An 11,880-nucleotide genomic window follows, 5' to 3' on the forward strand; every position below is an offset into this window, starting at 1 on the left:
AACGTTGCGGCGCTCCACGCACGGCGGAACGCTCCGTCCCAGTTCGAAGCGTCTGCGTCACACCGACCGGCGGCCGCTGACGGCATGATACAGCCACAGCACGACGACAGCGCCGATGACTGATACGACGAGGCTGTAGATGTTGAAGCCGGTGACGCCGGAGGCGCCGAAGAAGGTGAAGATGACGCCGCCGACGATGGCGCCGACGATGCCCAGCACGATGTCCATCAGCATACCGGAACCGGTCTTGTTGACGATCTTGCTACCGATGAAGCCGGCGATCAGCCCGAGAATAATCCACCCGATGACAGACATCTTGCTTTCCCCTCCTTGAATGGGCGGACAATCCGACCATCTTTCAGCATCAGCTAAAGTTGTCATGGCGGAATTCAAGGCTCGGCCGGGCCTCATGTTGTGTTTTTGCTCTTCGTTTCAAAACAACACCGAAGGAGAATGACATGGGATTGTTTGATGACGCCGTTCCCGGTGGGAACATCTCGAAGCCGATCATGATCGCGCTCGGCGCGCTTCTCGTCGGCAAGCTGCTTGGCGCCGGTGGCAAGAGCGAGCCGGAACAGCCACAACAGCCGAACCAGCAAGCCAATGCCGGCGCCGACGATGGTGGGCTGCTTGGCAATCTCGGTGGCTTGGCGGGCAGCCTGGGTGGGCTCGGCGGTTTGGGCGGATTGCTCGGCAAGCTGGCCGAAGCCGGGCAGGGGTCGGTTGCCGATTCCTGGGTGAAGCCCGGGCAGAACCAGCCGATCGCGCCCGGTAACCTGGAAAGTGCGCTCGGCTCGCAGACGATCAGCGATCTGGCGCGTCAGGCCGGGATCAGCGAGCAAGAGCTGCTAAGCCAGCTTTCCAAGGTTCTCCCCGGGGTCGTCGACAAGCTGACGCCGCAGGGGCAGATCCCGAGCCAGGCGCAGATTGCGGCACTTCTGCGCTCCTGATCATCAGACATGAAAACGCCGGCTAAGGTGGAAACCTTGCCGGCCTTTCGTCGTGATCGGAAATTTCCGGTGGCTTACGCCATGATGCGGCGGGTCCAGCCGCGCTGGTCGTTGGTGACGCCCTTCTGCAGGCCGACCAGCTCGTTGCGCAGTTCCGTCGTCAGCTTGCCGGTCTCACCGTTACCGACCTTGAACTCGCCGCCGGCGTGGCGGACGAGGCCGATGCCGGCGAGCACGGCGGCGGTGCCGCAGGCAAAGGCTTCGACCAGCTTGCCGCTGGCCGCATCAGCCTGCCACTCCGCGAAAGAGTAGGGGCGCTGCTCGACCTTGAGGCCCTTTTCTTCGGCGAGAACGATGACCGAGGCGCGGGTGATGCCCGGCAGGATCGTGCCGCCAAGCGGCGGGGTGACGACGGTGCCGTCGTTCATCACGAAGAAGACGTTCATGCCGCCGAGTTCTTCGACCCAGCGATGCTCGGCCGCATCGAGGAACACGACCTGATCGCACTCCTTCTTGGCGGCCTCAGCCTGGGCGACCAGGCTGGCTGCATAGTTGCCGCCGCATTTCGCGGCACCCGTGCCGCCGGCGGCAGCGCGCGTGTATTCGGTCTCGACCCAGAGCGATACGGCCTTGGCGCCGCCCTTGAAGTAGGCACCAACAGGCGAAGCGATGACGCAGAAGATATATTCCTGCGCCGGGCGCACGCCGAGGAAGGCCTCGTTGGCGAACATGAAGGGACGCAGATAGAGGCTGCCGTCGCCCGACGGGATCCAGTTCTTGTCGATACGGACAAGTTCTTCGACCGCCTTGAGGAACAGGTCTTCGGGCACCGGCGGCATGGCCATGCGCTCGGCCGACTGGTTGAAGCGGCTGGCGTTCTGTTCCGGGCGGAAGAGAAGGATGCGGCCGTCATCGGCCTTGTAGGCCTTCATGCCCTCGAAGATTTCCTGGGCGTAGTGCAGGACGGCGCTGGCCGGATCGAGTTCCAGCGGGCGGCGCGGGGTGACCTTTGCATCGTGCCAGCCCTTGTCCGATGTCCATTTCGCCAGCACCATGTGATCGGTGAAGACCTTGCCGAAGCCGGGCGTTTCCAGGGCCTTGATGCGGTCCGCGTCGGAGACCGGCGAGGTATGGAATTCGATCTTAATTTCGGGAGTATTCGACGACGCGGTCATTTCCTGGCACCTTCATAGCCTGTTTGATTTCGGCGGCGACACTACTGCCGCAGCCTATGCTTTGCAAAGGCCGATTTCGCCGGCTTTCGCATTAAAAGACCTGAAAATTGTCATGGTAGCAAACAAATAGGTCAGTAATGTTGACTTATCATTTATTGCGTGGTCTTGTCCAGTAAAGACAAAAAATTTCGAGGAAACCCCATGCTGAATTGGGAAAACATCTTTGCAACCCGCTCGTCGCGCATGCGCGCTTCGGAAATCCGCGAACTCCTGAAGCTTCTCGACCAGCCCGACATCATTTCGTTCGCGGGCGGAATTCCCGATCCAGCGCTGTTTCCGGACAAGGAGTTCAAGCAGGCCTATTCTGATATCTTCGACAGCACGGCGGTCAACTCGGCGCTGCAGTATTCGGTGAGCGAAGGCTACAAGCCGCTGCGCGAATGGCTGGTGAGCGAGATGGGCAAGCTCGGGATTGCCTGCGGCCTCGACAACGTCTTCATCGTGTCCGGTTCGCAGCAGGGGCTGGATTATCTCGGCAAGCTGTTCCTTTCGCCCAACGACACGGCGCTGGTGACGTGGCCGACCTATCTCGGCGCGCTGCAGGCATTCAATGCCTATGAGCCCGCCTATGACCAGCTGACGCCCAACGGCAACCGCACGCCGGCGTCCTACCAGGCGCAGGCCAAGGAAGCCGGCGGCAAGGTGAAGTTCGCCTATCTCTCCGCCGACTTTTCCAATCCGACCGGCGAGACCGTCGACCTTGCGGGCCGCCAGAAGCTGATCAAGCTCGCCGACGAGATGGACATCGCCATCATCGAGGACGCGGCCTATCAGTCGCTGCGCTATGACGGCGAGGCGATAGCGCCGATCCTGTCGCTCGAGATCGCCGAGAAGGGCGATGTCGACAAGACAAGGACGATCTACTGCGGATCGTTCTCCAAGACGCTGGCGCCCGGCCTGCGCGTCGGCTTCATCGTCGCCAACGCGCCTGTCATCCGCAAGTTGGTGCTGATGAAGCAGGCGGCCGACCTGCATTCCTCGACGATCAACCAGATCGCCATTGCCGAGGTGGCGCGCAAGGGCTTCGACGCTCAGGTCGCCAAGATCAAGGCGGCCTACAGCAAGCGTCGCGACGCGATGCTGTCTGCGCTCGAAAAGCATATGCCTGAGGGCGTGAGCTGGACGAAGCCCGAGGGCGGTATGTTCGTCTGGGTGACGCTGCCGAAGGGGATGGATGGGGCGAAGCTGCTCGCGAAATCGATTGAGACCGTCAAGGTGGCATTCGTTCCCGGCCGCGCCTTCTTTGCAGATGGTTCGGGCGAGAACACCTTGCGCATGAGCTTCTCGTCGAGCAACGAGGAGAAGATCGAGGAAGGCATCGCGCGGCTTGGAAAGCTGATCGCGGGCGAGATCGGCGGCCACTGAGCCGCCGACCGTTTCGGTGTTATTGATTGAGGTGCGGGCCGAGCAGGGATAGGTCGGCCTCGCCAAGCCTGTCGCTGGCGGTGTTGCGCTGGTGCCAGTAAGGATAGAGCAGCTGCGGCAGGCTGACATCGTCGAGCCGCTTGCGCTCTTCGGCCGAGAGTTTCAGGTCGGCCGCCGCGAGATTATCCTTGAACTGCGCTTCCGTGCGCCCGCCGATGATGACCGACGTCACCGCCTGGCGACCGAGCAGCCAGGCGAGCGCCACCTGGGCTGCCGAGACGTTGCGGCTTTCGGCGACCGATACCAGCGTCTCCACGATATTCCACAGGCGGTCCTCGTCGCGGATCGGCGGCTCGGTCCAGCCGGCGAACTGGCGGGTGCCTTCGGGTGCCGCCTGATTGCGGCGATGCTTGCCCGACAGAAGACCGCCGGCGAGCGGGCTCCAGACGAGCACGCCCAACCCCTGGTCGAGGCTGATCGGCAGCAGTTCGAATTCGGCGTCGCGGGCTTCCAGCGTGTAGTGGATCTGTTGGCTGACGAAGCGCTCGCGGTGCTCGCGTTCGCTGATCCCCAGCGCCTTCATGATGTGCCAGCCGGAGAAATTGGAGCAGCCGACATAGCGGACCTTGCCCTGCTTCACGAGCGTATCCAGCGCCTCCAGCGTTTCCTCGAGCGGCGTCTGGCCGTCCCATTCGTGCACCTGGTAGAGGTCGATCACATCGGTCTTCATGCGCTTGAGGCTGGCTTCGCAGGCGCTGATCAGGTGGTAGCGCGAATTGCCGGCGTCGTTGGGGCCTTCGCCCATCGGGAAGCGTGCCTTGGTGGCGATCAGCGTGCCGTTCTTCCTGACGCCGCTGAGGATCTCGCCGATGATTTCCTCCGAGGCGCCGGCCGAATAGACGTCTGCCGTATCGATCAGGTTGACGCCGGCGTCGATGCACATGTCGACCAAGCGACGGGCTTCCGAGACGCCGAGGTCGCCCACGGTCTTTGCCCAGCCCTTGCCGCCGAAGGTCATGGTGCCCATGGTGAGTGTGGAAACCCTGAGGCCCGAACGGCCCAATTGACGATATTCCATAAGACTTCCTCCTGTCCCGAAATCGAAAATCAAAACGCGGGCTAGAAGATAGGGGTGAGGTGATGGGGTCAAGGGGCAGGCGGCCCCGCAAACGCGAATGCCAACTGTCACAATCGTGTTAATCCAGATGTCTAAGGAACGGGCCTTCCATCACCGAGGGCATTATCCATGAAGACCATCGTTTCCGCCGCAGCCCTTCTCGCTGCAAGCCTGTTCGCCATCCCGGCATTCGCCGAAAACCTGGTGCTCTACACCAGCCAGCCGAACGAGGATGCGCAGGCAACCGTCGATGGCTTCATGGCCGCCAACCCCGATATCAAGGTCGACTGGGTGCGCGACGGTACGCCGAAGATCATGGCCAAGCTGCAGGCCGAAATCGAGGCCGGCAATCCTGTTGCCGACGTTCTCCTGATCGCCGACACCGTGACGCTGGAGCGCCTCAAGGAAGCCGGCAAGCTGATGGCCTACAAGTCGCCTGAAGCCGCCAACTACGACGCCGCGCTCTACGACGCCGACGGCTACTACTATTCGACCAAGCTGATCACGACAGGCATCATCTACAACACGTCGGCCTCGCTGAAGCCGACGAGCTGGAAGGACCTGACGAAGCCGGAAGCCAAGGGCCTCGTCACCATGCCGAGCCCGCTGACCTCGGGTGCCGCACTCATCCATGCGCAGACGCTTGCCGGCGTCGATGGCCTCGGTTGGGACTTCTACAAGGATCTGGCCGCAAACGGTGCGACCGCTGCCGGCGGTAACGGCGGCATCCTCAAGGCCGTCGCTTCGGGTGAGAAGGCTTACGGCATGATCGTCGACTACATGCCGATCCGCGAAAAGGCCAAGGGCGCGCCGGTCGAGTTCGTCTTCCCGAGCGAAGGCGTATCTGCCGTGACCGAGCCGGTCGGCATCCTTGCCAGCGCCAAGAACGCCGACGCCGCCAAGAAGTTCGTCGATTACGTGCTCTCGGAAAAGGGCCAGGAAGGCTTCGTCAAGCTCGGCTACATCCCTGCTCGCAACGGCATGAAGCTTCCGGAAGGCTTCCCGGCACGCGACACGATCAAGGTGCTGCCGATCAACGCTGCCGCCGCGCTCAAGAACACCGATGCCGACCTGAAGACCTTCTCGGGCATCTACGGCTCGAACTGATCTCATCTCGATGTACGGATATGTGCGTCCCGGAAACAGCCAGCCCGTCTGGCTGTTTCCTTTTATCGTTCTGATCGTTCTCATTCTCAGCGTGCTGCCGCTGGCGCGGCTGGCGATGACGGGTGTTGCCGCACTCGCCAATGGCGGCGCGATCGCGGTTCTGTCCGATCCGGCGCTCTGGTCGGCGACCTACTACACGCTGGTCACTGCCGTCCTCGGCACGATCATCTCGCTTGCGATCGGCTGCGCCTTCGCTTTCCTGCTGACGCTCACGGATATCAGGGCCAAGGGACTGGTCAGCTTCCTCTTCGTGCTGCCGATGATGATCCCGCCGCAGGTGACTGCACTTGCCTGGGTGCAGATGTCGGGGCCGTCGAGCCCGCTTTTGAAGGCGCTGCATATCGCGCCGCCGCTGGGTTCGCCGCAGCCGCTCTATTCGATCGGCGGCATTGCGCTGCTTTACGGCGTGCAGCATGCGCCGCTGGTCTATCTGGCGCTGCGGGCGAGCCTGATGTCGCTGCCGCGCGACGGGGTCGAGGCGGCGCGTCTTTCGGGCGCTTCCAGTTTCCGGGTGTTTCGCGACATCATCCTGCCGCTGTCGCTGCCGGGGATCATCGCGGGCGCGGCGATCTCTTTCGTGTCCTGCACCGGCAATTTCGGCATTCCGGCCATTCTCGGCATCCCTGCCTCGATCTATACGCTGCCGACGCTGATCTTCACCAAGTTCTCGGCCTTCACAAGCCGCACCTTCGGCGATGTCGCGCTGCTCTCGGCGATCATCGCGATCATCTCGGTGGCCGGGCTCGCCATCCAGGACCGGGCGCTGCGCGGGCGCGATTATCGCGTGCTCGGTCTCTCGGGTGCGACCGCCACTTTCGAGCTCGGATACTGGAAGATGCTGTTTGCGCCGCTGCTCTGGATCGTCATCTTCTTCATGCTCGCCGCACCCTTCTTCGCGCTGCTCGCAGGCGCACTGGTGCCGGCCTATGGCGTGCCCTTGACCTTCAAGACGATGACCTTCCATGCCTTCTCCGAGATCCTGTTCAAACAGGCGGTGACGCGGACGGCTTTCGTCAATTCGCTGTCACTGGCGGCGGGAACCGCCTTGTGGCTCCTTGTGGTGACCGTGCTCACCGCCTATGCGCTGACGCGGCGCAGGGACCTGCTCGGGCGCGTCGTCGCCAGTGTCATCGAGATCCCGTATTCGCTGCCGGGGATTGTCGTCGCGGTGTCGTTCATCCTGGTCTTCGCGGCACCCATCCCGCTGATCAACGTGACGATCTATGGCACGGTCTGGATCATCCTGATCGCCTACCTCTCGAGCTTCTTCGCCGTCAGCCTCAAGCCAGTGGTCAGCGCCTTCCACCAGCTCGATCCGGCGCTGGAAGAGGCGGCGCGGCTGTCGGGGGCAGGGTTCTTTCGACGGCTGAGGGATATCATTGTGCCGCTGATTGCGCCGGCGGCCGGGGCCTCGGTGATCCTTGTCTTCCTGATTGCCTGCAACGAGCTCACCATCTCGGCGCTGCTCTGGTCGGCGGGCACGCAGACGCTCGGCGTCGCCATCTACAATCTCGATGACAGCGGCAGCTCCGATCTCGCTTCGGCGCTGTCGGTGCTCGTCGTTCTCATGGTCGTTTTCATGATGCTGCTTCTGGAACTGATGGCAAAGCGGCTGCCGAAGGGAGTTGTGCCGTGGCGAAACTGATCCTCAATCGCGTCGCCAAGGATTTCGGTACCGGCCGTGCCGCTGTCTCCAACCTTTCGATCGACGTGCGCGAAGGCGGCTTCCTGGCGCTGCTCGGGCCGTCCGGCTGCGGCAAGACGACGGTGCTCAGAATGATCGCCGGCTTCGAGACGCCGACGGACGGGTCGCTGCATCTCGGCGAACGGATGCTCGCCGACGCCTCGCAATCGCTGCCGCCGGAAAAGCGCAACATGGCCATGGTGTTCCAGTCCTATGCGCTGTGGCCGCATATGAGCGTTGCCGACAATGTCGGCTATCCCCTCAAGGTGCGCGGTATCTCGGGGGAGGCCTATCGTAAAAAGGTGGGAGAGGCGCTATCGACCGTGAGGCTCGAAGCCTATGCGGAGCGGCGGCCGGCCGATCTCTCGGGCGGGCAGCGGCAGCGCGTGGCTTTGGCGCGCTGCCTCGTGACGTCGCCCGACGTGGTGCTGCTCGACGAGCCGCTTGCCAATCTCGACCGGCACCTGAAGCAGGAGATGGAGGAGACGTTTCGCGAATTCCACCAGCGTTCCGGCGCGACGATGGTCTACGTCACGCACGACCAGAGCGAGGCGATGGCGCTGGCGACCGATGTCGCGGTGATGTCGGAAGGGCAGCTGCTGCAGGTCGCGCCGCCGGATGAGATCTATGCGCGTCCCGAAGGGCGCGTTGTTGGCGGGTTGATCGGCCGAGGAGCGATCGTTTCGCTGAAGTCTCCTGATGGTGATACGCGACAGCTCGATTGGGTGGCGGTTGAGCCGCTGTTTGCGGGTGCGGGTGGTTCGGCCTCGCGGTCGGATATTCTGGTGCGGCAGGAGGATGTCATTCTCGGCGGCGAGGGGATCGCGGCGACGGTCGAATCCGTGCTCTATGAAGGCGAGCGCTACGCGGCGCGGCTCAGGCTTGCGGATGGGCAGATCCTCAGGGCCTTCAGCCGGTCGAAGCTTGTCGTCGGCGGTGAAGTCCGGGCCATCGTGCGCGGCGCCTGGCGACTGTGATCGGCGAAGCGGGCTTTCCGAAGCGGCATTTGCTCTCTAGTGTTGGCGCAATGCCAACCGGAAGTGCCTGATGTCGCTACGCATTGCCACCTTCAACGTCGAAAACCTCATGACGCGGTTCGACTTCACCGGATTTCGAAACCAGCTGCGCCAGGACCGGGTGATCAAGCTCTTCGAGGTTCACAACGAAGGCGTCTACCAGCAGCTGGAACAGGCGCGGGTGATCGCGTCCACCGACGATACCAGGCAGATGACGGCGCTGGCGATTGCCGACGCGGATGCCGATATCCTCTGCCTGCAGGAAATCGACAACATGGAGGCGCTGCAGGCCTTCGAATACGGCTATCTGTTCCGCATGGTCGGCAACGGCTACCGGCAGAAATATCTGGTGGAGGGCAATGACAGCCGCGGCATCGACGTCGCCGTGCTAATGCGCGAGGAGACACGCGACGGACAGAAGATCGAGCTCGTCGAGATCAAGAGCCATGCGACGGCCACCTATCGCGATCTTGATCTCTTCAACGACGAGCTCGCGGAACACGCCCATCTCGACGACAAGATCTTCAAGCGCGATTGCCTCGAGCTCGATCTCAGGATCGGCGGCGTGCCGGTGACGCTTTACGTCGTGCACTTCAAGTCGATGGGCGGGCCGCGCGAGGGGGTCGACGGTCGGCGCTACACGATGCCGGTTCGTCGAGCCGAGGCGAAAGCGGTGCGGGGGATTATCGAGGGTCGATTCGGGGCCGGTCACACCGACGGCAAGCGCTTCGTCATCTGCGGCGACATGAACGACTACCAGGAGCGCGTCGACGTGATCGGGCGGCGGCGGACGGGCTATTCGTTCAAACATCAGGACGAGAGCGAGAGCGCGCTCGACGAATTCAGCCGCGGCGGCTTCGCGGAGAACGTCGTGCGCCGCCGCGATCCTCTCGATCGCTGGACGCTTTATCATGCGCGCGGACCGGAGGAGCAGTGGCTGTGCCAGCTCGATTACATCTGGCTGTCGCCAGCGCTGGCTAAGACCAATGCCGGACGGCTGCCCGAGATCATTCGCAACGGTCAGCCCTTCCGCACGGTGTTTCCGCCGGGCCAAGAGGTCGAGCGTTATCCCCGCACCGGCTGGGACCGGCCGAAGGCGTCGGATCATTGCCCTGTCGTGATGGAACTCGATTTGACATGAATGGATTTGAGATGGATTTTTCAGAGGATTTCGTCGGCTGGCCGGAGCTGCGCACGGTGTTTCCGATCGCGGGCGTCGATCTCAGGGTTCTAGCGGGTGATCATCCGTTCTACAGCTCCAATCGCGAGGCGATCGCTGAGAACTGGGTCAGCGAGACGGCGGCCAATTCGCATCTTTTCGATGGCAGGATGATTTTCCAGAAGCGGCTGGCGCTGACGAGCGAGGGCCTTGTGGGCGAGGGGCACATGATTCCCTTCTCCACCTTCATGTATTGGCGCCGGCAGCCGGAGCGGCAGGGCGGCATCCATCTTTTCGCCTATCCCGTCATCGAAAGCAGCGATGGAGCGCTGGTGGCGATCCGCATGGGGGCGCATACGGCCAATCCCGGGCAGGTCTATTTCGCGGCGGGTTCGCTGGAACCTGAGGATACGTTCGACGGGCGCTGCGATCTGGAGCACAACATGCGCCGCGAGGTTCTGGAAGAAACCGGTCTCGACCTTCGCGATGCGCAGGCCGGCGAAGGATATTTCGCGACCTATCATCGGCGCACGGTCACCGTGCTCAGGATGTTCCGATTCGACCTGACGGCCGACGAGATCGTCGAGAGGATCCATGCGCACATGCTGGTTGCCGACGACAAGGAAATCGCGGGCGCGGTTGCCATCCGCTCGGCTGATCCGGAGGCCTATTCCTATAACTTCGCGATGCTGCCCGTCATCGACTGGTACTTCCATAAGTCTTCGCTCACCTAACGCCTTGCGCTCGCTCAAGCGGTCGGGCAGGTTGGCGACACGAGGATCGATACAAGGAGGCCGATGTGGCGCGAAGCTACAGCGTCTATGACGTATTCACCAATCGCAAGCTGACGGGCAACCCGCTGGCGGTCATCTTCGATGGCGACGATCTGAGCGACGAGGCGATGCAATCCATCGCCAAGGAACTGAACCTTTCCGAGACGGTCTTCGTGCAGGCATCCGGCAATCCCGCCCATGTCGCCAAGATCCGCATTTTCACGCCGGGCCGGGAACTGCCATTCGCCGGGCATCCGACCGTTGGAACCGCGATCGCGCTCGCGGAACGCATCCATGGCGGCGCGACCATCGATCTTGTTTCGGTGCTGGAAGAGAATATCGGCCCGGTTCGCTGCGCGGTGCGGCTGAACGAGGGCGAGGCGAGCTTCGCGGAATTCGACCTGCCGCGCAAATCGCAGCAGATCACCATGCCGCTTGATAGGATCGGTATCGGCAAGGCGCTGTCGCTGAAGACGAGCGAGATCGGCTTCGAGAATCACGTTCCCTCGCTTTGGTCGGCCGGCGTGCCGTTCCTGCTTATTCCCGTACGCGATATCGGCGTGGCCGAGCGGCTGGATTTCGATCCGCAGCTTTGGGAAGCGACCGTGCCCTTCGTCGATGGGGCCTTGGCTTCCGCCTACATCTATTGTCGCGGTGGTGTGAACCACGTCGCGAAGTTCCATACGCGGATGTTTGCGAGCGGGATGGGGATCGTCGAGGACCCGGCAACGGGATCGGCGGCGGCGGCACTGTCAGGTGCGATCCATCATTTCGACCGGCTTCCGGATGGTCATCACGACGTCATGATCGAGCAGGGCGTGGAGATGGGGCGGCCGTCCTTTATCCACCTGCATATGGATATCGAAGGCGGAGCGATTTCCAACGCCCGGATCGGCGGCCAGGCGGTGCGGCTTGCGACCGGTACGCTGGACCTTTGATTTCATTGGATTTCGGCAACGCACAAAAAAATCGCGTTTGTTGAAAGAATTTTCGGAAGGGCGCTAGACAAGCCGAACGATCCTGTTTATACGCCCTCTCACACCACGCAACACAGCGCGGACGGGTGATTAGCTCAGTTGGTAGAGCAGCTGACTCTTAATCAGCGGGTCGTAGGTTCGAGCCCTACATCACCCACCATTCTTTCAAAGAAATCAAAGTATTGCAGATGCAACACTCGCTTCGGCGAGTGCCGCCGGGAAGGCGGGGCCTGCACTTTATCCGACGGTTTTTGATCTTCGTTCAACCGCCCGAATCACAACGGTCGCGCGATCTCTGGCCATGCTGAAAAGCATGTTCCAGCCCGATTCGAATCGGGATTTTTTCGCAGTGCATGATTTGCCGGCTCAACGATTCACTGTGCCCTCGCGAACGCCATCGGCGGTCGCGAAAATTCGTTTTCCGAACTTGCCGTCGT

General features: G+C 62.3%; 11 protein-coding genes and 1 tRNA gene. 9 read left to right on the top strand and 3 right to left on the bottom strand.

From position 1 onward, the window contains the following. Window positions 1-57 precede the first annotated feature (57 nt). Window positions 58-315, bottom strand: coding sequence for a GlsB/YeaQ/YmgE family stress response membrane protein (locus tag ACIQUB_RS03305; protein ID WP_018900339.1), 258 nt, complete (start codon window positions 313-315; stop codon window positions 58-60). A gap of 143 nt (window positions 316-458) precedes the next feature. Here ACIQUB_RS03305 and ACIQUB_RS03310 point away from each other — a divergent pair, with 143 nt between their 5' ends. Beyond that, a complete protein-coding gene (locus ACIQUB_RS03310; protein WP_113239488.1) occupies window positions 459-950 on the top strand; it encodes a YidB family protein in 492 nt (163 codons plus the stop codon). 74 nt (window positions 951-1,024) lie between these two features. Here the strand turns inward: ACIQUB_RS03310 and ACIQUB_RS03315 are convergent, their stop codons facing one another. Then, window positions 1,025-2,125: a branched-chain amino acid aminotransferase gene (locus ACIQUB_RS03315; protein ID WP_047505567.1), complete on the bottom strand. Its 1,101-nt coding sequence runs from the start codon at window positions 2,123-2,125 to the stop codon at window positions 1,025-1,027. Window positions 2,126-2,326: 201 nt separating this feature from the next. Between ACIQUB_RS03315 and ACIQUB_RS03320 the strand changes: the two genes are divergently transcribed. After that, the gene (locus tag ACIQUB_RS03320; protein ID WP_113239489.1) at window positions 2,327-3,550 is read left to right on the top strand and encodes a PLP-dependent aminotransferase family protein; all 1,224 of its coding nucleotides are present in this window, start codon (window positions 2,327-2,329) and stop codon (window positions 3,548-3,550) included. Between the two features lie 19 nt (window positions 3,551-3,569). Here ACIQUB_RS03320 and ACIQUB_RS03325 read toward each other — a convergent pair whose 3' ends face one another. Next, entirely contained in the window at window positions 3,570-4,628 is a 1,059-nt protein-coding gene (locus ACIQUB_RS03325; protein WP_113239490.1) for an aldo/keto reductase, read from the bottom strand. A 168-nt stretch (window positions 4,629-4,796) separates the two neighbouring features. Between ACIQUB_RS03325 and ACIQUB_RS03330 the strand changes: the two genes are divergently transcribed. From ACIQUB_RS03330 to ACIQUB_RS03360, 7 genes are all read left to right on the top strand, one after another. Then, a complete protein-coding gene (locus tag ACIQUB_RS03330) occupies window positions 4,797-5,774 on the top strand; it encodes an ABC transporter substrate-binding protein (RefSeq protein WP_113239491.1) in 978 nt (325 codons plus the stop codon). A 10-nt stretch (window positions 5,775-5,784) separates the two neighbouring features. Further along, window positions 5,785-7,479 carry an iron ABC transporter permease gene (locus ACIQUB_RS03335; RefSeq protein ID WP_113239492.1) on the top strand — a complete coding sequence of 565 codons (1,695 nt, stop codon included), beginning with the start codon at window positions 5,785-5,787 and terminating at the stop codon, window positions 7,477-7,479. Next, the gene (locus tag ACIQUB_RS03340; RefSeq protein WP_113239493.1) at window positions 7,467-8,495 is read left to right on the top strand and encodes an ABC transporter ATP-binding protein; all 1,029 of its coding nucleotides are present in this window, start codon (window positions 7,467-7,469) and stop codon (window positions 8,493-8,495) included. The genes ACIQUB_RS03335 and ACIQUB_RS03340 overlap by 13 nt, the downstream gene beginning before the upstream one ends. 70 nt (window positions 8,496-8,565) lie before the next feature. Next, window positions 8,566-9,675, top strand: coding sequence for an endonuclease/exonuclease/phosphatase family protein (locus ACIQUB_RS03345; protein WP_113239494.1), 1,110 nt, complete (start codon window positions 8,566-8,568; stop codon window positions 9,673-9,675). Between the two features lie 11 nt (window positions 9,676-9,686). Then, the gene (locus ACIQUB_RS03350) at window positions 9,687-10,427 is read left to right on the top strand and encodes an NUDIX hydrolase (RefSeq protein ID WP_402928669.1); all 741 of its coding nucleotides are present in this window, start codon (window positions 9,687-9,689) and stop codon (window positions 10,425-10,427) included. 65 nt (window positions 10,428-10,492) lie between these two features. After that, window positions 10,493-11,404 carry a PhzF family phenazine biosynthesis protein gene (locus ACIQUB_RS03355; protein WP_113239496.1) on the top strand — a complete coding sequence of 304 codons (912 nt, stop codon included), beginning with the start codon at window positions 10,493-10,495 and terminating at the stop codon, window positions 11,402-11,404. 123 nt (window positions 11,405-11,527) lie between these two features. Continuing rightward, window positions 11,528-11,603 (top strand) — tRNA-Lys (locus tag ACIQUB_RS03360). Window positions 11,604-11,880 lie beyond the last annotated feature (277 nt).

Origin of the sequence: Rhizobium sp. NPDC090275, assembly GCF_044772225.1 — a bacterium.
Lineage (GTDB): Bacteria > Pseudomonadota > Alphaproteobacteria > Rhizobiales > Rhizobiaceae > Rhizobium.

Coding starts and splice junctions, on each gene's coding strand:
- ACIQUB_RS03325 (WP_113239490.1), bottom strand. CDS start 4,628: ATGGAATATCGTCAATTGGGCCGTTCGGGCCTCAGGGTTTCCACACTC.
- ACIQUB_RS03305 (WP_018900339.1), bottom strand. CDS start 315: ATGTCTGTCATCGGGTGGATTATTCTCGGGCTGATCGCCGGCTTCATC.
- ACIQUB_RS03320 (WP_113239489.1), top strand. CDS start 2,327: ATGCTGAATTGGGAAAACATCTTTGCAACCCGCTCGTCGCGCATGCGC.
- ACIQUB_RS03330 (WP_113239491.1), top strand. CDS start 4,797: ATGAAGACCATCGTTTCCGCCGCAGCCCTTCTCGCTGCAAGCCTGTTC.
- ACIQUB_RS03350 (WP_402928669.1), top strand. CDS start 9,687: ATGGATTTTTCAGAGGATTTCGTCGGCTGGCCGGAGCTGCGCACGGTG.
- ACIQUB_RS03310 (WP_113239488.1), top strand. CDS start 459: ATGGGATTGTTTGATGACGCCGTTCCCGGTGGGAACATCTCGAAGCCG.
- ACIQUB_RS03315 (WP_047505567.1), bottom strand. CDS start 2,125: ATGACCGCGTCGTCGAATACTCCCGAAATTAAGATCGAATTCCATACC.
- ACIQUB_RS03345 (WP_113239494.1), top strand. CDS start 8,566: ATGTCGCTACGCATTGCCACCTTCAACGTCGAAAACCTCATGACGCGG.
- ACIQUB_RS03335 (WP_113239492.1), top strand. CDS start 5,785: ATGTACGGATATGTGCGTCCCGGAAACAGCCAGCCCGTCTGGCTGTTT.